The 18,417-nt window shown below is 56.4% G+C and carries 22 protein-coding genes; 17 read left to right on the top strand and 5 right to left on the bottom strand.

Going from position 1 to position 18,417, the window contains the following annotated elements; all coding sequences use genetic code 11:
* The first annotated feature begins 40 nt into the window (after positions 1-40).
* The 4 genes from NBZ79_RS12270 to NBZ79_RS12255 all read left to right on the top strand — a co-directional run bounded on the left by NBZ79_RS12270 (position 41) and on the right by NBZ79_RS12255 (position 4,246).
* Complete coding sequence (locus tag NBZ79_RS12270; protein WP_251932722.1) at positions 41-1,057, top strand: amino acid ABC transporter substrate-binding protein; 1,017 nt, start codon at positions 41-43, stop codon at positions 1,055-1,057.
* A gap of 111 nt (positions 1,058-1,168) precedes the next feature.
* Positions 1,169-2,359: an amino acid ABC transporter permease gene (locus tag NBZ79_RS12265; RefSeq protein WP_251932721.1), complete on the top strand. Its 1,191-nt coding sequence runs from the start codon at positions 1,169-1,171 to the stop codon at positions 2,357-2,359.
* A 1-nt stretch (position 2,360) separates the two neighbouring features.
* Positions 2,361-3,464 (top strand): amino acid ABC transporter permease, encoded by a 1,104-nt coding sequence (locus NBZ79_RS12260; RefSeq protein ID WP_251932720.1) that lies wholly within the window; start codon positions 2,361-2,363, stop codon positions 3,462-3,464.
* A gap of 11 nt (positions 3,465-3,475) precedes the next feature.
* Entirely contained in the window at positions 3,476-4,246 is a 771-nt protein-coding gene (locus NBZ79_RS12255; RefSeq protein ID WP_251932719.1) for an amino acid ABC transporter ATP-binding protein, read from the top strand.
* 66 nt (positions 4,247-4,312) lie between these two features.
* Here NBZ79_RS12255 and NBZ79_RS12250 read toward each other — a convergent pair whose 3' ends face one another.
* The 5 genes from NBZ79_RS12250 to NBZ79_RS12230 form a co-directional block, all read right to left on the bottom strand.
* The gene (locus NBZ79_RS12250; protein ID WP_251932718.1) at positions 4,313-5,131 is read right to left on the bottom strand and encodes a hypothetical protein; all 819 of its coding nucleotides are present in this window, start codon (positions 5,129-5,131) and stop codon (positions 4,313-4,315) included.
* 100 nt (positions 5,132-5,231) lie between these two features.
* Entirely contained in the window at positions 5,232-5,789 is a 558-nt protein-coding gene (locus NBZ79_RS12245; RefSeq protein ID WP_251932717.1) for a GNAT family N-acetyltransferase, read from the bottom strand.
* Between the two features lie 3 nt (positions 5,790-5,792).
* Positions 5,793-6,683 (bottom strand): 3-mercaptopyruvate sulfurtransferase, encoded by an 891-nt coding sequence (gene sseA, locus NBZ79_RS12240; protein WP_251932716.1) that lies wholly within the window; start codon positions 6,681-6,683, stop codon positions 5,793-5,795.
* Positions 6,664-7,389, bottom strand: coding sequence for an alanyl-tRNA editing protein (locus NBZ79_RS12235; RefSeq protein WP_251932715.1), 726 nt, complete (start codon positions 7,387-7,389; stop codon positions 6,664-6,666). Before NBZ79_RS12235 ends, sseA begins: the two co-directional genes overlap by 20 nt.
* A gap of 20 nt (positions 7,390-7,409) precedes the next feature.
* On the bottom strand, positions 7,410-8,414 hold the full coding sequence (locus tag NBZ79_RS12230) for a cysteine synthase A (RefSeq protein ID WP_251932714.1): 1,005 nt from the start codon (positions 8,412-8,414) through the stop codon (positions 7,410-7,412).
* Positions 8,415-8,885: 471 nt separating this feature from the next.
* On the opposite strand from NBZ79_RS12230, the gene NBZ79_RS12225 reads away from it, so the two are divergent.
* From NBZ79_RS12225 to NBZ79_RS12165, 13 genes are all read left to right on the top strand, one after another.
* On the top strand, positions 8,886-9,413 hold the full coding sequence (locus NBZ79_RS12225; RefSeq protein WP_251932713.1) for a hypothetical protein: 528 nt from the start codon (positions 8,886-8,888) through the stop codon (positions 9,411-9,413).
* 295 nt (positions 9,414-9,708) lie between these two features.
* The gene (locus NBZ79_RS12220) at positions 9,709-10,131 is read left to right on the top strand and encodes a terminase small subunit-like protein (protein ID WP_251932712.1); all 423 of its coding nucleotides are present in this window, start codon (positions 9,709-9,711) and stop codon (positions 10,129-10,131) included.
* Positions 10,118-11,467: a phage terminase large subunit gene (gene terL, locus NBZ79_RS12215; RefSeq protein ID WP_251932711.1), complete on the top strand. Its 1,350-nt coding sequence runs from the start codon at positions 10,118-10,120 to the stop codon at positions 11,465-11,467. The genes NBZ79_RS12220 and terL overlap by 14 nt, the downstream gene beginning before the upstream one ends.
* Positions 11,464-12,768: a DUF4055 domain-containing protein gene (locus tag NBZ79_RS12210; RefSeq protein WP_251932710.1), complete on the top strand. Its 1,305-nt coding sequence runs from the start codon at positions 11,464-11,466 to the stop codon at positions 12,766-12,768. The genes terL and NBZ79_RS12210 overlap by 4 nt, the downstream gene beginning before the upstream one ends.
* Before the next feature lie 68 nt (positions 12,769-12,836).
* The gene (locus NBZ79_RS12205; RefSeq protein ID WP_251932709.1) at positions 12,837-13,517 is read left to right on the top strand and encodes a hypothetical protein; all 681 of its coding nucleotides are present in this window, start codon (positions 12,837-12,839) and stop codon (positions 13,515-13,517) included.
* 103 nt (positions 13,518-13,620) lie between these two features.
* Positions 13,621-14,751, top strand: coding sequence for a major capsid protein (locus NBZ79_RS12200; protein ID WP_251932708.1), 1,131 nt, complete (start codon positions 13,621-13,623; stop codon positions 14,749-14,751).
* 72 nt (positions 14,752-14,823) lie between these two features.
* Positions 14,824-15,294, top strand: coding sequence for a DnaT-like ssDNA-binding protein (locus tag NBZ79_RS12195; RefSeq protein ID WP_251932707.1), 471 nt, complete (start codon positions 14,824-14,826; stop codon positions 15,292-15,294).
* A gap of 3 nt (positions 15,295-15,297) precedes the next feature.
* Complete coding sequence (locus NBZ79_RS12190) at positions 15,298-15,657, top strand: hypothetical protein (protein ID WP_251932706.1); 360 nt, start codon at positions 15,298-15,300, stop codon at positions 15,655-15,657.
* Positions 15,654-16,058, top strand: a complete 405-nt coding sequence (locus NBZ79_RS12185; protein WP_251932705.1) for a phage tail terminator-like protein — start codon at positions 15,654-15,656, stop codon at positions 16,056-16,058. The genes NBZ79_RS12190 and NBZ79_RS12185 overlap by 4 nt, the downstream gene beginning before the upstream one ends.
* Before the next feature lie 9 nt (positions 16,059-16,067).
* Positions 16,068-16,973, top strand: coding sequence for a phage tail tube protein (locus tag NBZ79_RS12180; RefSeq protein ID WP_251932704.1), 906 nt, complete (start codon positions 16,068-16,070; stop codon positions 16,971-16,973).
* Between the two features lie 23 nt (positions 16,974-16,996).
* The gene (locus NBZ79_RS12175; protein ID WP_251932703.1) at positions 16,997-17,389 is read left to right on the top strand and encodes a hypothetical protein; all 393 of its coding nucleotides are present in this window, start codon (positions 16,997-16,999) and stop codon (positions 17,387-17,389) included.
* Positions 17,332-17,733, top strand: a complete 402-nt coding sequence (locus tag NBZ79_RS12170) for a hypothetical protein (RefSeq protein WP_251932702.1) — start codon at positions 17,332-17,334, stop codon at positions 17,731-17,733. The genes NBZ79_RS12175 and NBZ79_RS12170 overlap by 58 nt, the downstream gene beginning before the upstream one ends.
* Complete coding sequence (locus NBZ79_RS12165; RefSeq protein WP_251932701.1) at positions 17,730-18,416, top strand: hypothetical protein; 687 nt, start codon at positions 17,730-17,732, stop codon at positions 18,414-18,416. Before NBZ79_RS12170 ends, NBZ79_RS12165 begins: the two co-directional genes overlap by 4 nt.
* The last annotated feature ends 1 nt before the right edge of the window (position 18,417 follow it).

Raw genomic sequence — 18,417 nt, 5'->3', positions numbered from 1 at the left:
CAAAATACAAAATGTTAAAAATAGACAGGAAGGTTTATTCATGAAGAAAGCAATTTTTATTGCTGTCGCTGCTTCTGCGACACTTTTGGCGACAGCAGCAACTGCTGGAACCTTGGACGATGTGAAAGCTAAAGGCTTTATCCAATGTGGTGTAACCACAGGTCTTGCCGGCTTCGCAGCCCCAAATAACGACGGTAAGTGGGAAGGCTTTGATGTCGACTTCTGCCGTTCAATGGCCGCCGCAATCTTCGCGGATCCGGACAAAGTAAAATATACACCAACGACAGCCAAAGAACGCTTCACAGCGCTTCAGTCTGGTGAAATTGATGTATTGGCCCGGAATACAACCTGGACATTCAGCCGTGATGTTAATCTCGGTTTTGAATTTGTCGGCGTGAACTACTATGACGGCCAAGGCTTCATGGTCAAAAAAGCTCTGGGCGTTAAATCCGCTCTTGAACTTGATGGCGCCCGTGTATGCCTGCAGTCTGGTACAACAACTGAATTGAACCTGGCCGACTATTTCACTGCCAATGGCATGAAATATGACTCAGTTCTGTTCGACACAGCTGACGAAGTTCGTGAAGCTTACATGCAAGATACATGTGATGTTTACACAACTGACCAATCCGGCCTGTATGCACAGCGTTCAGTGATTGCTGATCCGGAAGCACATATCGTTCTTCCAGAAATCATTTCCAAAGAGCCTCTTGGTCCGTTGGTTCGCCACGGCGACAACCAGTGGGGTGATATTGCTCGTTGGACTTTGAATGCAATGATCGCCGGCGAAGAGCATAATATCTCTTCTGCAAATGTTGATGATTTGAAAGCCAACACCAAAAATCCTGGCATCGCCCGTATTCTTGGTACTTCTGGTGATCTTGGCGAGCAGCTGGGACTGTCAAAAGAGTTCGCTTACAACATTATCAAAATGGTCGGAAACTACGGTGAAAGCTTCTCCAAGAACCTTGGTGAAGGGACACCTCTGAACATTGCCCGTGGTCTAAACGCTCAGTGGAACAAGGGAGGTATCCTTTACACCCCACCAATGCGTTAAGCGAGGTTAGTAACGAAAAGAAAAGAAAAGAGTGTATGCCCCTCACGGGACATGCACTCTTTTTGCTTTTCATACCTGATTTTGCAGTAACGTTTTGAGGAGGGGACTCTTATGACCACTGATGTACAGGGTCTAGGAGCGGGAGATAGTAAGTTACGAGATCCGAGAGTTCGGGCTATCATTTACCAAATTCTCGTTATCGTTCTATTTGTCGCTTTTGTTGCCTATGTTGGCAGCAACACCGCAGAAAACTTAGAGAAACGGGGGATCGCCTCCGGACTGGGTTTCTTGCAACAGCCTTCGGGTTTTGGAATTGGCATTGTCCTGATCATGGACTATAGCAGCCAGACTTCCACTCATTTTGACGTCTTGTTGATTGGTATTATCAATACACTTGCCGTCTCGATCTCCGGTATTTTCCTTGCAACTATCATCGGCTTCATATTCGGAGTCTTGCGGCTATCCAAGAACTGGGTTGTTAACAAGATATCTGCAGTTTATATCGAGGTCGTCCGGAATATTCCACTCTTGGTGCAATTACTATTCTGGTATTTTGCCGTGCTCGGCGTTTTGCCGTTGGTGAAGGAAAGTTTGCAAATTGGCGACAATTTCTACGTCAATAACCGGGGAATAAATTTTCCCAGCATCATTCCGTCAGAAGGGTTCTGGGTCATTCCAGTTGCCCTGATCCTGGCGATTGTCATCGGGGTGTTTATTTCCAAATGGGCAAAAAAACGTCAGGATCTGACGGGCCAGACCTTTCCGGTTTTCTGGACAACGGTTGGTTTGATCATTGTCCTGCCGACAATTGCAGCACTTATTATGGGCTTGCCCTACACCATTGATTATCCGAATTTCGGACGATTTGGAATTAAGGGCGGTTGGGTTCTGGAGCCGGAATTCCTGGCCCTGTGGATTGGATTGTCCGTCTATACAGGGGCGTTTATTGCTGAAATTGTGCGCTCGGGTATTAACTCGGTCAGTCATGGACAAACGGAAGCTGCCAATTCATTGGGTATCAGGGCCGGCCTTGCCATGCGCCTGGTGGTTCTGCCACAGGCACTTCGCGTGATCGTACCGCCGTTGACCAGTCAATATCTCAACCTCGTGAAAAACTCGTCTTTGGCGACCGCCATCGGGTATGCGGATATTACGGCGATTTTCGCCGGAACATCGTTGAACCAGACCGGCCAGGCCATTGAGGTCATCGGGATTACCATGCTGTTCTATCTATCGATCAGCCTGATTATCTCAATGTTCATGAACTGGTATAACAAACGTATTGCATTGGTGGAGAGGTAAGATGGCTATTGTAAAAACAGATCGTCATCCCGACCTGCCACCACCGGTGTCAGAATCGGGTGTTATCGGATGGGTGCGGAATAATCTATTTTCCAGCCCGCTGAATATTATCCTTACGCTTGTGTCCATTTATGTGGCCTGGACTGCTATCAGTGGTTTTGTTTCCTATACGATCATCAATGCAAATTTTGCCGGGGAAACCCGAGATGATTGTACGGGTTCTGGCGCCTGCTGGGTGTTTATCAAGGCGCGATTTGGTCAGATCATGTATGGCTTCTATCCGGCTGAAGAACGCTGGCGAGTGGATGTCGGCTATGTTCTGGGGGCCATCGGCCTGTTCGGAATTTTGTCGGATTGGGTGAAGAACAAAAAATGGCCTGCCATTTATATGTTCGCGATCTATCCGGTAATCTGCTTCTTCCTGTTCTCAGGCGGCTACTTCGGCTTGCCGGTGGTTGAAACATCTGAATGGGGTGGGTTGTTCCTGACTTTGGTCTTGGCGTCGGTATCGATTTTCGTGGCGCTGCCACTGGGAATTGTTCTGGCCCTGGGACGCCGGTCGGAAATGCCGATCGTCAGAATGCTCTGTGTTGGCTTTATCGAATTGATCCGCGGCGTGCCGCTGATCACGGTGCTGTTCATGGCGTCTGTCATGCTGCCGCTGTTCCTGCCCGAAGGCGTGAATTTCGATAAGCTGGTGCGGGCGTTGGTGGGTATGTCGCTCTTCTCCGCTGCTTATATGGCGGAAGTCGTGCGCGGTGGCCTGCAGGCGATCCCGAAAGGACAAATGGAGGCTGCCAAGTCACTTGGCCTTGGTTTCTGGCAAGCCATGGGGCTGATTGTTCTGCCCCAGGCGCTGAAGATATCCATCCCGTCCATTGTGAACACCTTTATCGGTCTGTTTAAGGACACGACACTGGTGCTGATCATTGGTCTGCTGGATCTCTTGAGCATCGTTAAAGCCGGCACCACGGATAAGGAATGGCTCGGAATGGCGACGGAAGGGTATATCTTCGTTGCCATGGTATTCTGGGTCTTCTGTTTCGGCATGTCACGTTATAGCATCTGGTTGGAGAACAAACTCCATACCGGTCATAAAAGATAGGAGGCAGAGATATGAGTGAAGCTGCCAATACTCAAACGCAAGAAGATGTTGCTATCCAGTTGATCGGGATGCACAAATGGTATGGTGAATTCCATGTCCTCAAAGATATCAACCTGAGTGTTGAACGGGGTGAGAAAATCGTGGTTTGCGGGCCTTCCGGGTCCGGTAAATCGACGATGATCCGCTGCATCAACCGTCTGGAAGAGCATCAGCAGGGACAGATCATCGTCGATGGCATAGAGCTGACCAATGACGTGAAGAAGATTGATGAAATCCGCCGCGAAGTCGGCATGGTGTTTCAGCATTTCAATCTCTTCCCGCATTTGACGGTTCTGGAAAACTGCACTTTGGCGCCGATTTGGGTTCGCAAGACACCGAAAGAGGAAGCCGAGGCTGTGGCCATGAAGTTCCTGGAACGGGTGAAGATCCCCGAACAGGCGCTGAAATATCCCGGACAGCTATCGGGCGGTCAGCAGCAGCGTGTGGCGATTGCCCGCTCGCTGTGCATGAACCCGCGGATCATGTTGTTTGATGAGCCCACATCGGCGCTCGATCCGGAAATGATCTCTGAGGTTCTGGACACCATGATCAGTCTGGCCGAAGAAGGCATGACCATGATCTGTGTGACCCATGAAATGGGTTTTGCCAAGACCGTGGCGGATCGGGTCATGTTCATGGATGCCGGTGAGATTATCGAGCAGGCTCCCCCGCAGGAGTTTTTCGACAATCCGCAAAGCGACCGGACGAAACTGTTCCTGTCGCAAATCCTGCATAACGCCTGACGCGCGCAAGACAACAAAAAAGCCCGGTGAGAAATCGCCGGGCTTTTTTTGTCGACTGAATAAAAGCTAGCTGCCGGATTTCAGCTGGCTCCAGTATTTGGTGTTGAGCTTGCCGATCAACCGGTCATGCCAGCTGCCGAGGCATTGGCGCAGGGTCAAGGACCCGGCATAGGTACGGGTCGCGCATTCTTTCATGACAGCATCGGCATTGGCTTTCGCCCGCTGAGAGAAGGGCGCCGTTGCCAATATCTCGCGATACTCCGCTTCGGCGGCCAGTCGTTCCCCATCCGTTGCCCGGCCGCGCCAGGGCAGGCGATTGATCGTCTGGTTGAGAAGTTCCGCTGCATCGCGCTTTTGCACATCGTCATCGACAATGCTGCTGGCCAGCTGCCGGAGCGGGCCGGTGGCCAGCTCGATATCCGCCTCAGTTTGCGGGTTGACGTCGTTGGCGATGGGCAGGGGCACAATGGACATATCCTTGGGCACGGAAATCTTGACCGACATCGGTCCGTATTTGCGCAGTGCCGTTTCATTAAAGGCAACTTTAACGGCGTTATGACCGCGGGCGGCCTCGACTTTCAGGTCAATGCTGGACAGCTTGATTTCCTGTCCCGCGTCGGTGACACCCGTCAGTTGGAAATTGTTGTCGCCATGCACATAATAGGCGGTGCCGGGATAAGGCGAGCCGCGATGTTCCTGCAGGCAAATAGAGGAAAGTTCCACACTGCATTCACCGCCCTCACAGGTAACCGGGATATCCAGATCCGTAGAGGCGACGGCCATGATTTGCGGCGCCGCGGCACTGGCGAAGGCGAAAAGAGGTGTTGCAAGTAACGCGAGGGCAGTGGATCGTGACAATCTTGCCCTTGAAGTTTGAGATTTCATAAGGACCACCTTGATAACAGGGCATCCATGCACCCTTCCATCAGAGTAAGTTCATATGTCCCTGAGGTCAAGAAATCTCAGGATTTTGCCAAAAAAGTGATCACGGATCAGGGATCGGGTCAATTTCCAGTTCCTGCTGACGGATCGGCTGAAAGCCAAAGCGTTGATACATGGGCAGGGCTTTGGGGTGATCCAGCGTGCAGGTATTGACGGTCACTGTGTCAGGATCATCGCGCCAGGCTTCTTCCAGCGCCCAGCTGAGGAAATACGGGCCCATTTTCATGCCGATAAATTCCGGCATGATACCAAAATAGGCGAGATCAACCACATCGGGCATGTCCGCTTTATTCAGCTCGGCAAAGCCTGCGGGAACCCCTTTGATATACAGCACATAGAGTTCAGTGGCTGGATTGGTGATAATCTCGGCCAGGGCCTCATCGGTGATTTTCTTGCGATCCGTCCAGGCCCAGTCCCGTCCCACCGCATCATAGAGATAACGATAAAAGGACACCGTCGGGTCTTCAGCGCGGATAATCGCATGAGCCGCCGCCGGGGCAGGCAGCGTGGCATGGGCGGGGCGGTCTTCCATTTTCAGATAGGTAATCGTCACGGGCCATTTGCCCGACAACGTCGGTTCGGGGGGGCGTTTAATCGGCATCGGTTATTGTCCAGTTTCCACAGGTGTTGTTTCGTCGAGACCCCATTCGGTCCAGGAACCATCAAAGACGGCAACCCGTCGATGGCCCAGCAAATGCAGTCCAAATGCCAGCACACAAGCCGTAATGCCGGATCCACAGGAGGTAATAACCGGTTGCTTGAGTTCAATACCGGCCTCTGTAAATGCCGCGGATAGCTCTTCGGCAGTGCGTACTGTGCTGTCGCCCTCATTGAGCAGTTCGGTGAAGGGCAGATTATGCGAATTGGGAATATGACCGCCACGGAGCCCTTCGCGGGGCTCTGCCTCGGATCCGGTAAAACGCCCGGCGGAGCGGGCATCCAGGACCTGTTCACGATTGCTGTCAATATTGCGCAGTACCTGATCTTTCTCCCGCAGCATAAAACTGTTGATGCGGGAAGTGAAATGGCGCTCGGCCAGTTTGACCGGCAAGTCTTCCAGCGGGCGTCCTTCGGCTTTCCATTTGGGCAGGCCGCCATCGAGGATTGCCACATCTTCATGGCCGAATAACCGGATCAACCACCAGGCGCGGGCCGCACTGACCAGACCCGATCCATCATAAATGACGATGCGGTTGCCGTCTCCCAGTCCCAGTTTGCGCATGCGGCTGGAGAATTTCTCCGGGCTTGGCACCATATGGGGCAGGGAGTTGTCCGTATCGGCAATCTCGTCGATATCGAAAAAGACGGCACCTGGAATATGTGCCGCGTCATATTCTGCCCGCGGGTTGCGGTTGGCGGCGGGCATATACCAGGACGCATCGACAATGCGCACATCAGGTGCCTTGGCATGCTCTGCCAGCCAGTCAGTGGAAACAAGGGAATTGGGGTTTACATAGGACATGCGTATTCTTTCGTCATCCAGTGGTTTCGTCATCAAATATCAGGGATACCCGGCGGTTCTGCCGGCCCTTTTTTTCTATTTTGCGGACCCGTACGGGCCCGATTTCCGAGGTGTTGCGAACATGTGTACCGCCGCAAGGTTGCAAATCGATGTCCCCGACCTTGATCAGGCGAATACGACCATTGCCGCGCGGCGGCTGCACGGACATGGTTTTAACCAATTCCGGCTTTGCGTCCAGTTCTTCTTCGCCAATCCAGTCACTGGACAGGGCATGACCCTGCGCGATCAGCCGGTTCAGCTCATCCGTGATCTCTTGCTTGTCGAGGGTCGCTTCGGGCAGGTCAAAATCCAGCCGGCCCTTGCCGTCGGAGACCTGACCCCCGGTCACCGGATAGGGCAGGACAGCCGACAGCAGATGCAGGCAGCTATGCATGCGCATATAGCGGTGCCGTGTTTTCCAGTCGATTTCGATTTCCACCGGGCTGCCGATATCCGGCAGCATCGATCCTTCGGCGGGCACATGGACGATTTCGCCAGCTGTATCCCCCTTGACGGTGGTGACGAGGGCAATTTCCGTTCCGTCCGCGGTGGTCAGCCAGCCGTTATCTCCGGGCTGGCCACCGCCGGTGGGATAGAAAACAGTTTGGTCGAGGATGATACCGCCGGCCTCGTTAATGGCCGTGACAACGGCATCCGTGGTGGTCAGGTAGGCATCATCTCGAAACAGGGGTAGTGTCATAAATGGCTCCGGTTAGTCTCCTAATCCGCCAGCCAGGGTGCGACCGGAAGATTCTTTTCCCGAAGCATATCAACGTCCATCAGTTTGCTAAAGTACTTTTGCGCCGTATCTGCCAAAATGGTGACAATGGTATGTCCCGGACCCAGATCCCGGGCCATGCGAATGGCCCCGGCCACATTGATTCCTGTCGAGATTCCCAGCTGCAACCCTTCATGGATATTCAGGTCATACAAGACATTCAGCGCCTCTACATCGTCGATCTGATAGGTCAGGTCCACGTTCAATCCTTCCAGATTGGCGGTAATCCGTCCCTGACCGATTCCTTCCGTGATAGAACCGCCTTCGGCTTTCAATTCACCATGTTTGTAATAATTGTACAATGCTGATCCCATGGGGTCCGAAAGACCGATTTTGACATCTGGATTATTGCCGCGCAGGACAGTTGAAATGCCGGCCAATGTGCCGCCACTGCCGACAGCACAGACAAATCCGTCGATCTTGCCATCGGTCTGCTCCCAGATTTCCGGGCCGGTGCCGTCGATATGTCCTTGCCGGTTGGCGACATTATCAAATTGATTCGCCCAGATCACCCCTTGTGGATGTGTCTTGGCCAGTTCCTCCGCCAGGCGGCCGGAATATTTGATATAGTTGTCCGGGTCCTTATAGGGTTTGGCCGGGACCAGTCGTAAATCAGCACCGCAATAGCGCAGCAATGCCTTCTTTTCATCTGTCTGGGTTTCCGGCATGACAATGACCGTCTTGTAGCCCTTGGCATTGGCGACCAGGGCCAGGCCAATGCCGGTATTGCCCGCTGTCCCCTCAACGATAATGCCGCCGGGTTTGAGCAGGCCCTTTTCCTCTGCGTCCTTGATGATACCCAGGGCCGCGCGATCCTTGACCGAGCCGCCGGGATTCAGGAATTCGGCTTTGCCATAAATGTCGCATCCGGTGAGCTCCGAGGCGGCGGTTAGTTTGATAAGGGGAGTATTTCCGATGCTGTCGACGAAGTCTTTGCGCGTTTCCATTTGATCCATCTGTGGTTTGTTGTTTTTACCAGTACATTCTTGTTAATCTATGGATATACCACTTTATATTCAAGAGCTCAGATCAAATGCGTGTCACCTGGTGGCTATTGGTTTCAGGGCAGATTGCAGGTTTATTAAATAATACTTTTAATTTCAAGAGGTTGCTCTCCAATAGCCCCGTACCCTGTTGACAGTTTTGCCGGAATAAACTATAGTATAATTAGAATTAAATACTTTTAGAAACTATTTTTGGTATTATTCGCTCGCCTGGCATTTTCATTGCGGAGCAATTTATAAGGCAACCAGGGACATCGAATTCGCCGCTAACCTATATATAACCAGAAACGACGCGGCCTTCTGACACCTACTTTCTCTCGACTATTAACCTGAAACGACGGCTGGCTTTCGGCCGTTTAAATTTAAATATGTGGAGGGGTATTTTCCACAGCAAATTATAGATTGTGAGGAGTTATGAAGGGTGAAAATTCCAAGGCCGGATCCAAAACAGGATCCAAGGGTCAGACAACATCAGCCGGCCCCCGTAAGCTGGCGACCATTTCAAAACAGGGAACCCGGCAGCCAGCCAACAATAACGGGACGGCGCCAGGCAAGGCCAAGGGCCAGGGGACAGGAAAAAGACGGAGCGCAGCCCCTGAGCGGTTGTTCACTCAAATGTCCGCATCCCAAATACGGGCGGCGGAGCGGATTATGCTGGGCTTCAGGTTGCGGACGGTCGGGCTGGGGTTTCGGACACAATCCTTTTCCCGCATGCCAACCTCTTCGGGCAACAGCGGCGCCTGGCATCTGGAGTTGATGCGGGGCTTTGTGCAATGGGCGGCGCGCATGCAGGAACAGGGGCTGTCCGTAACTGCGGCGCTGGACATTCTCGTGTTTGGCAAAAGCTGCCGGGCTGTCGATAAGGCGCGCCGGAAAAGAAACGGATTTGCCAAGGAAAACCTCATGAAAAGCCTGTATTTATTCGAGTGCGAGTTTCTATGAAACACCAACCGCGAGAAAAGGGCTTGACAAGCGGGGAACATTAAGCTAATATAATTTTCATAGTCGAGAGGTGGGTCCACAGGAAATCAATTTTCCTCTGGACCTTTTTTTTGGCTTTCTGAAATCTGACTTGAAGCCATAAGCAGTTGCAAACGCTGTGACTTTGGCATCAAGGTTCAGATTTCAGGGATCAGGATGGCGGGACACTCGCCGTGTCATTTTCCCGGGAAAAGCTCTTATTCGGGAAATTATATACACTATTAACTAGTATTTAAATTGAATTGGAATGAAACCAATGAATACATTGGACGTGATCAAAAAGACGGTTCAGGAACGGTTTCAATGGCGCAAGAATGCCGTGCCGATCCTTGAGGAAATTCGCAAAGCCGGACGGCTGGTCGATATGGTGGCGGTGCTGGGATCGGTTTTTCAGCGAAAGGAGGAAGTGATCATCCGGCAGTTTATGGCCGATGTGCTGGCCGGGGAAATTCTTGAAATTTCCGACGGGGCCAATGACAATGACAATGACAATGAGGCGGAGGCCGAGAGCCCGGGGGAAGATGTCCCGCGCTCCAAGCTGCGCATTGATACGCGTAAATGGCTGATGGCGAATTTCTCCCCGATGAAATATAGCGACCGTCCCGTCGCCGCCAATGACACAGGATCCGCGTCCTTCAAGGCGCCCCGTTTGTATTTGCCCGAAAATGGACGCGATTAAACCGCAAGCCGGACCGCAGGAGCTGTTCCTGTCGTCCGCGGCTGACATAGCCATTTATGGCGGTGCGGCCGGTGGGGGGAAAAGTTTTGCCTTGCTGATGGAACCCCTCAGGCATTTGCATGACAGCGAGTTTCGCGCCGTGATTTTCCGGCGGACCGTGAAACAGGTGCGCAACGAAGGTGGCCTCTGGGATACGGCATCGGGTCTGTATGGCGACATGGGCGGGACGGCACGGGAAAGTACCTTGAGCTGGCGGTTTCCCGCCGGCAGCATCATCAGTTTCGGGCATCTGGAGCATGAGAAGAACAAGTTTGACTGGCAAGGGGCGCAGATCAGCTATCTGGGCTTTGATGAACTGACGCATTTTTCCCAGTCGCAGTTTTTTTACCTGCTGAGCCGCAATCGCTCCCTGTCCGGCAGCCGGCCCTATGTGCGGGCCAGTTGTAATCCCGATGCGGATAGCTGGGTCGCGGAGTTTGTCCGTTGGTGGATCAGCCCCAAAACCGGCTATCCCCGGCCGGAGCGATCCGGTCGGCTGCGCTGGTTTATCCGCCATGAGGATAGCCTGAAATGGAGCGGCGACCGGCATAAGCTGGAAGCCAGATATCCGGGGCAGGTGGCCAAGTCGGTGACCTTTGTTGCGGCCAACGTGGAGGATAACAGGATCCTGATGAAAAAGGATCCGGGATATAAGGCCAATCTGGCGACCCTTGCCACGGTTGACCGGGAACGGCTGCTGCGCGGCAACTGGAAAATCCGGCCCGATGCCGGGGTGGTGTTTCGCCGCAGCTGGTTTCCCATTGTCGCCGCCGCGCCGGCTCGTCAGCGCCACTGCATCCGCGGATGGGATCTGGCCTCATGTCGCGGCGAACCGGGCCAGCCCCGCGACTGGACCGTCGGAGCGAAGGTGAGCTGCGATGATCGCGGCGTGTTTTATGTGGAGCATGTGGAACGGTTTCAGGGATCTCCCCATGAAGTGGAGAAATCCCTGCGGACGCTGGCGGAACAGGATGGCCGGCGGGTGGGCGTTGCCCTGCCGCAGGATCCGGGGCAGGCGGGCAAGTCCCAGACCCAGTCTCTGGCCCGGCTGCTGGCCGGATACCGGATTTCGACGCAACCGGTGACCGGCAGTAAATATGTGCGGGCGAAACCCTTCGCCGGACAAGCCGAAGTGGGCAATGTCCTGCTGGTGGCGGGGCCGTGGAACGAGGCCTTCCTGAGTGAGCTGGAAGGGTTTCCCGGCGGCCTGCATGATGATCAGGTTGATGCGGTCTGCGAGGCCTTTAACGGGCTCACCGGGTATCCGCAAAAAAGACAACAGGATATGGACGCATGAATGATCCCTCGACACCCTCTCTGGCTTATGCGCGCATGGCGCGCCGCTGGGCCCTGCCACAAGCTTTAATGGGCGGCAGTCTGGCGATGCAGGCGGCGGGTAGCCGCTATTTACCACGGCATCCGGCAGAACATGGCCGCACCTATGCGGAGCGGGCCCGCCGGTCCGTGCTGCGCAATTATTTTCGCCGGACCGTGCAGAAACTGACCGGCCGGGTTCTGGCAGAGCCGCTGATCATTGACACCGCCACCCCACCCGTACTTGTGGCCCTGCTACAGAATATGGACCTGATGGGGCGCGGATTGAACATTTTTGCCCGCGACTGGTTTCAGGATGCCCTGGTCAACGGCCTGTCCCATGTGCTGGTGGATTTTCCCGCCCATACAGAGGGCGGGCCGGATGCCCGGCCCTATGCGGTACAGGTGACGGCGGACCAGCTTATCGGCGCCCAATGGGATATCTGCGGGCAGGATAATGTCCTGACGCAGGTTCGCATCCGCGAAAAAGCGACTGATTATCAGGGCTTTGAGGAAAAGGAGGTGACGCAGATCCGGGTGCTGGAGCCGCAGAGCTGGTCTTTGTACCGGGCCGATGACCGCGGTGACTGGCAGTTGCGCGAGAGCGGCGAGAACAGTCTGGGCCGGATTCCGCTGGTGACCCTGTATACCAACCGCACGGGATTTCTGGAGGCGGCGCCGCCGCTGGAAGACCTGGCCTTTCTCAATCTGGAGCATTACCAGATCCGTTCCGATCAGCGCAACGCGCTGAATGTGGCGTCTTTTCCCATATTGGCGGCGTCCGGCTATGATCCGGAAATCGATGGCGCCATCGAGGTCGGGCCGAACAAGGTGCTGACCACCACGGAAAATGAGGGCCGCTATTATTATGTGGAAAGCAGCGGCGCCGCATTGGCCGCCGGGGCGCGAGAGCTGGAGGCGCTGGAGGCGGCCATGCAGCAGTTCGGGCTGCAGTTCGAAACCCCGACCGGGCGGGAGACCGCAACGGGGCGGGCGCTGGATGCCGCCGATGCCCTGTCACCGCTCAGTGCCATGACCATGAACCTGGAGGATAGCCTCAATGCGGTGCTGGCCCTGTTGGCCCGGTGGCTGGAAATTGCCGATTTCGGGGCCATCGGTGTCAGCCGCAGTGCGACAGGCAGCGGGGACAGGGCGGCGGATATGCAGTTCCTGATGGCGGCCCGGCAGCACGGGGATATCAGTCAGGATGAGTTATTGGCCGAGGCCCGCCAACGCGGCCTGCTGAGTGACAGCCTGTCCGTCAATGGGGCAGGCGGGGGCTAAACCGGTGCGCAGATTTTACATTCCCTTTTGGCAGCCCCGTTTTCCGGGGCTTTTTTAGTGAGGTGCCCATGTTTGACTTTCCCGTTGATATAGAAGATTTGACCCCTGTACCAGAGCAGTTCCAGCCCTTGTACGAAGCTGGCGATGCCGGGTTCCGGCTGGTCCCGGAACTGGCCGCAAAGCTGGATGTGTCGGGATTGCGCTCGGCCCTTGAAAAGGAACGTAAGTCGGCGCAAAGGGCGACCCGGGAACTGGCAGCCTGGCGACAGCTGGCCCCGGATCCGGAAAGCGCCCGGGCCCGGCAATCCGCCGCGGCGGAGGCTCAAATGCGGATTGAGGAACTGCAGGCGCAGAACCACCAGGACCTGAAAACCCATAAAGCGACGGAAGCGGTCCTCAAAGGCAGGGGCAGCCCCGAATTGCTCCTGCCCCATCTGGAAGCGGCGCTGACATTGGTGGAAGAGGCGGGGGCGCCCGTCCTTCGGGTGCTGGCCAGCGATGGATCGTTGCGCGAAACCACGGAGGGCGAGCTGATGACCGCCGATGACCTGCTGGAAGAATTTCGCGGATCCCCGGTCTTTGCCCGTGCCTTTGATCCGCTGGTACGGCGGGGCAGCGGCATGGACCCGGCCAGTGGTAGCAGCACTGGCAGTCATACGGGCGGCGGCGAAATTTCCGGGCGCTCTCAATGGGCGCTCAATACCCGCCTCGAAGATATTGCGGCGGGCAAGGTGACACTGCTCGGATGACCTTTTGTGTTGCAACGCCTGTATTTTTAAGTCCGCGAGAGGCGGCACCAGCCCGGGACGGGCTTTATCTCACAACCGACTTTTACCCAATCGGAGACATCTCATGACAAATGATATCTCGGCAGCCATGCCGAAAATACTGGCCCGCGGTTTGCTGGCGTTGCGCGAACAGGCGGTGATGCCGCGGCTGGTCAATGGCGACTATAGTGCGGACGCCGCGGCCAAAGGCGATACGGTGGATATAATCCTCCCCTCCGCCCTGACAGCGGAGGATGTGACACCCGGTATCACCGCCGAGGCGCCCGAAGACAGCGCCCTTGAAAAAGTGCAAATCGAGCTGACCAACTGGAAAAAAGCCAGTTTCTATCTGACCGACAAGGAAATGATGGAAGTGGATATGCGCGATAATTTCCTCCCCGTGCAGGCAAGTGCCGCAATCCGGGCGCTGGCCAATGCGGTCAATCAGTCCATCCATGCGACATATGTGGGCATTCCCGGGTTAGTGGGGACGGCGGGGACCACCCCCTTTGCCAAGGATGCCACCGACGCCACGGCGGCCCGCCGGTTGCTGCTGGAACAAAAAGCGCCCAAGGAAAACCGTTTCGGCGTCCTCGATTTTGAAGCCGAGGCGCAGGCGCTTAATCTTGCGGCTTTTGCCGATGCGGATCGGGCAGGCAGTGACGGGGTCAAGATCGACGGCGAGATCGGCCGAAAATATGGCATCCACTGGCATAGTGACGATCATGTGCCGACCCATGTCACCGCCGCCGCCGGGACACCGCTGGTCAAGGGCGCGGGACACTCGGGACATAGCCTGATCTTGGGCGGGCTGACAACCGCCCCGGCGGTGGGGGATATCTTCACCATTGATGGGGACGCGCAGCAATATGCCGTTACCGGGGCCAGCGATTTATCGGGCACGGAGGCAACCGTGACCCTGACACCGGCCCTGCAGCAAAGCCCGGCGGATAAGGCGGCACTGACCTTCGTCGGCGATCATGTGGTCAATCTGGTGTTCAACCGCGATGCCTTCGCCTTCGCCAACCGGCCGTTGGCGCAAAGCTCCCAGGAGCTGGGGCTGGGCAACCAGATCCTGTCCATGACCGACCCGGTGACCGGCCTGTCGCTGCGGCTGGAAGTCAGCCGCCAGTATAAACAGGTGGTCTGGGAGTTTGACATCCTGTGGGGTGTGGCGCTGGTCCGTCCGGCGCTTGCCGTCCGCCTCGCCGGGTAGAGCCAACTCTGAAATCGAAGCGGGGGCGCACACTCCCGCTTCCCTCCCATGTCCCTTTCAGGAACGGAATTCATGACGCTTATTACAGAAACCGGTACCGGCATTACCGGCGCCTTGAGCTATGTGTCGCTGGCCGAGGCCGATAGCCATTTCGCCGCGCTCGCCCTTGACGACTGGGGCAGCGCCACCGGCGGGCAGCGCGAACAGGCGCTGATCCGGGCCAGCCTGCATATTGACAGCTACAGCTATCCGGGCAGGGTTCTCATCTGGGATCAGGGGCTGAAATGGCCGCGCAATGCCGTCTATGACCGCGACGGCCGGGCTCTGACCGGCTTGCCCCATGCGTTACGCACCGCCGCGCTGGAACTGGCGGCGACATTTTTACAGGACACGCAAGGGCTGGACGGACGCCGGGCGGTGAAGGAAAGGATCGGCGCGCTGGAACTGACGTATGAGACCGGCGGGCGCGGCGGCAGCTTCGTCTATCGTTTGCTCCGGCAAATCGGGGCGCGGGTTTCCGCCCAGACATTGGCGCGGGGCTAGATCATGAAAAACGCAACCATTCGACGCGCCGTGCAGCGGGCCTTTACCGCCGCCGGGGATGTGGCGCAATCGGGCCAATTGATCCGTAAAACCGCCGGTGACCATGTGCCCGGATCGACGCTTGTGGAGACCACCCGTTCCGTGGCCATCCGCTTTGTGGCAACGGAGAAACCGTTGTCCGTCCGTCACACCGCAGCCGATACAGTTATTGTACCGGCTTGTCGCCATGGCTTGCTGGAATGCGCAGACATGGTGCCCCGCATCGATGATGACCTGCAATTGGGCCAGGTGCTGGTCACCCTGATGCAGGTGGTGCCCGCCGATCTGGGGGCCGGGATCCTGTATGAGGTGACCTATCAATGAGCTATGCCAGCCTGCAGGCGGCCCTTGATACCCATCTTCTGGCCTATCAATCGGCGAATATCGCCTTTCCCGGACGGCCGTTTCGCCCGACCCATGGCACGGCGTATCTGGAAGTGGCGCTGTTGCCCGACCCGGCGAAATCCGTGTTGCTGGGGGCGCAGATGCCGTTGCATCATTCCGGGACCTACCGGATCACTGTCCATGATCCCGACCGCCAGGACGCGCTGGCCACGGTGGCCGCCCTGCGCCGTCATTTTTATCCGGGCCTTGAGCTGACCTTTGAGGATCAGCTGGTCCATCTGGGGGTGGCCAGTCTTGGTTCCACCGTTCCCGGTTCGGCCCCATCGCCGTTGAAACAGACATCCCTGCCGCTGTCCCTTCAGTGGCGCAGCTATTTCTAGGAGAAACTCATGAGAATTGCATCCGGGGCCCGGCATGGCCTTTTTTATACCCGGGAGGCGGCGTTCGGCGAGATACCGTCAGCACCGCAGATGACGGTGTTGCGTCATACCAGCTGTGATATCGGGTTATCGAAAACCCTGTTTGAGGCCGATGAAATCCGCGCCGATCGGCAACAGGGCGGAGTCTTTCACGGGCAGGAAAGCGTGTCCGGTGATCTGGGGTTCGAGCTTGCCGCTGGCGCCTTCGACGATCTGCTGGCCGCCGCCCTGCAATCGGACTGGTCATCGGATATCCTGAAAACCGGGACAAATCAGCCCAGCTTTACCCTGGAGCGGGCCTTTCGTGATATCGGAACCTATCAGCGGCTGACCGGCTGCGTGGTTGACAAGCTGAGCCTGTCCATCAAGCCGGACGCGCTGGTGCGCGGGCAGTTTTCCATGATCGGGCAGGCGGTCCGCTATGCGACTGATACCCTTGACGCGACACCAGTCGCGGCGCCCGCCAGCGCGCCATTTGACAGCTTTTCGGCGGCGGTGCTGGAGGGCGGAAATCCCCTTGCTATCGTTGCCGGGCTGGATTTGCTGATCGAGAATGACCTGGCGCCGACTTATGTTGTGGGGGCTGCCGCGGCATCATCGATTTATGCTGGAAAATCAACGGTTAGCGGTGAGATGCTCTGTTTCTTTGAAAGCGCCGGTTTACTGGAGAAATTCCGCGCCGGGACGGCCAGCAGCCTGCAAATTACCCTGGACAGCAATGCTGGAAACCTGACCCTGACCCTGCCGGATATCCTCTATACGGGCGCTGACAATGCGGTGCCGGGCGACGGCCCCGTAACCCTGACGCTGCCGTTCACGGCGCGCTTTGATGCGGCCACTGGCAGCAACCTGATGATCACCCGCAGTATATCGTAATGAACAGCCCAAAAGGAATGCTCATGTCTGACCCAAATTTTGATCTTTCCCGGTTTGAGTGCCAGGCCCGGGCGGAAACCGGGGCACCGCTGACCCTGCGGCATCCCAAATCCGGCGCGGACTTGCCGGCGGTGATCTGGTTGCAAGGAGAGGATGCGCTTAGCTACCGGCATCTGTTGCGCCAGCAAATCGATCGCCAGCTGCGCGACCGGCAACTGGATTTAACAGCCATGGATCTGGAGAACCGGCTGCTGGAACGGCTGGCGGCTCTGACCTTGCGCTGGGAGAAAATAGACTATGACGGCGCCGAATTTCCCTGCACGCCAGATAATGCCCGGCGGCTATATACGGAGCAGCTGTGGATCCGCGAGCAGGTGGTGAGCTTCGTGGAGGACAGAGCGCATTTTTTGCCCTAGCCGCCGATCGCCTCAAATCCTGGGTTCGGCATCAGCTCTGGATGGCCGAGGATCTGGGCGGCGGGGTGACGCGGCGGGCGGTGTATCAAAAAGCTGGGCGGGCGAAACCCGGTGCAGCAGCACAGCTGCCCGCCTGTCTGCAGCATGTGAGCAACTGGTGGCTGGCATTGCTGCCCTTCTATGGCCGGCGGGAAATACCGGGGGCGATACCGCCCTCGCAGCTGGCGATGGATGTGGAAACCCGGTTTGGGATGCTCCCAAATATGTTTGAAATCAATTTGTTACAGGATCTTTTTGAAATGTCATTGAAATGTATGGACGCGGGATTGAAGGAACGGAAATGACGGAGCTTTCGCAATTGAAGGAAGGGTTGAAAATGCTGGATCATTTGTCCGGCAACAGCCGCAAGGCCGCGCGTGACGCCCGGGCCCTGACCCGGCAGGTGCTCGGCCTTGGCTATACGCTCAGCGGCCTGACAGCGGGAAGACGCCGCGGCCTTGATCCGCTGGTCCGCGATCTTGCAGATTTGCCGGCCATAGCCGGGCGGGCGGGCAAGACACTGGAGAGCGCGTTCGGGTCTGCCTTCAGCAAGCTGATGATCAAGGGCGGCGATTTCAAATCCGTCCTCAAGGGGCTGGAAGGGGATTTGCTGAAACTCGGCCATCAGGTTTTGGGCAGCTCAAAGCGAACCACGCCCTCTACCGGTACCAACAATAGCTTGCTGACGGGGGCCATTTCCTCTCTGGCGGGGATGTTTCCCGGATTTGCCAACGGCGGTGCCTTTACCGTGGGCGGGGCCGCCGGGACCGATCGCAACCTGGTTGGCCTGCGCTTGACACGGGGGGAGAAGGTGACGGTGCAAACCCCTCAACAACAACGGAAAAATGACCATCGAGACGCAGCTCCCACGATCAACCTGTCGTTCCATATCACCACACCTGATGCCGACAGTTTCCGTCGCAGTCAGGCCCAGATTCAAGGCGACGCCTTGCGGGCGGCCCAGCGACAACTGAAAAGGAATGGATAAG

The sequence above is a fragment of the Sneathiella marina genome (genome assembly GCF_023746535.1).
Lineage (GTDB): Bacteria > Pseudomonadota > Alphaproteobacteria > Sneathiellales > Sneathiellaceae > Sneathiella > Sneathiella marina.
The sequence above is the reverse complement of the archived record's forward strand: the minus strand, read 5'-3'. Positions and strand labels throughout refer to the sequence as shown.

Bases quoted from the DNA above. Each gene is read 5' to 3' on its own strand.
- NBZ79_RS12270 (WP_251932722.1), top strand. From the start codon at position 41: ATGAAGAAAGCAATTTTTATTGCTGTCGCTGCTTCTGCGACACTTTTG.
- NBZ79_RS12165 (WP_251932701.1), top strand. From the start codon at position 17,730: ATGACGGAGCTTTCGCAATTGAAGGAAGGGTTGAAAATGCTGGATCAT.
- NBZ79_RS12230 (WP_251932714.1), bottom strand. From the start codon at position 8,414: ATGGAAACGCGCAAAGACTTCGTCGACAGCATCGGAAATACTCCCCTT.
- NBZ79_RS12200 (WP_251932708.1), top strand. From the start codon at position 13,621: ATGACAAATGATATCTCGGCAGCCATGCCGAAAATACTGGCCCGCGGT.
- NBZ79_RS12245 (WP_251932717.1), bottom strand. From the start codon at position 5,789: ATGCCGATTAAACGCCCCCCCGAACCGACGTTGTCGGGCAAATGGCCC.
- NBZ79_RS12190 (WP_251932706.1), top strand. From the start codon at position 15,298: ATGAAAAACGCAACCATTCGACGCGCCGTGCAGCGGGCCTTTACCGCC.
- NBZ79_RS12265 (WP_251932721.1), top strand. From the start codon at position 1,169: ATGACCACTGATGTACAGGGTCTAGGAGCGGGAGATAGTAAGTTACGA.
- NBZ79_RS12260 (WP_251932720.1), top strand. From the start codon at position 2,361: ATGGCTATTGTAAAAACAGATCGTCATCCCGACCTGCCACCACCGGTG.
- NBZ79_RS12175 (WP_251932703.1), top strand. From the start codon at position 16,997: ATGTCTGACCCAAATTTTGATCTTTCCCGGTTTGAGTGCCAGGCCCGG.
- NBZ79_RS12225 (WP_251932713.1), top strand. From the start codon at position 8,886: ATGAAGGGTGAAAATTCCAAGGCCGGATCCAAAACAGGATCCAAGGGT.
- NBZ79_RS12220 (WP_251932712.1), top strand. From the start codon at position 9,709: ATGAATACATTGGACGTGATCAAAAAGACGGTTCAGGAACGGTTTCAA.
- terL (WP_251932711.1), top strand. From the start codon at position 10,118: ATGGACGCGATTAAACCGCAAGCCGGACCGCAGGAGCTGTTCCTGTCG.
- sseA (WP_251932716.1), bottom strand. From the start codon at position 6,683: ATGACGAAACCACTGGATGACGAAAGAATACGCATGTCCTATGTAAAC.
- NBZ79_RS12255 (WP_251932719.1), top strand. From the start codon at position 3,476: ATGAGTGAAGCTGCCAATACTCAAACGCAAGAAGATGTTGCTATCCAG.
- NBZ79_RS12195 (WP_251932707.1), top strand. From the start codon at position 14,824: ATGACGCTTATTACAGAAACCGGTACCGGCATTACCGGCGCCTTGAGC.
- NBZ79_RS12185 (WP_251932705.1), top strand. From the start codon at position 15,654: ATGAGCTATGCCAGCCTGCAGGCGGCCCTTGATACCCATCTTCTGGCC.
- NBZ79_RS12210 (WP_251932710.1), top strand. From the start codon at position 11,464: ATGAATGATCCCTCGACACCCTCTCTGGCTTATGCGCGCATGGCGCGC.
- NBZ79_RS12235 (WP_251932715.1), bottom strand. From the start codon at position 7,389: ATGACACTACCCCTGTTTCGAGATGATGCCTACCTGACCACCACGGAT.
- NBZ79_RS12180 (WP_251932704.1), top strand. From the start codon at position 16,068: ATGAGAATTGCATCCGGGGCCCGGCATGGCCTTTTTTATACCCGGGAG.
- NBZ79_RS12250 (WP_251932718.1), bottom strand. From the start codon at position 5,131: ATGAAATCTCAAACTTCAAGGGCAAGATTGTCACGATCCACTGCCCTC.
- NBZ79_RS12205 (WP_251932709.1), top strand. From the start codon at position 12,837: ATGTTTGACTTTCCCGTTGATATAGAAGATTTGACCCCTGTACCAGAG.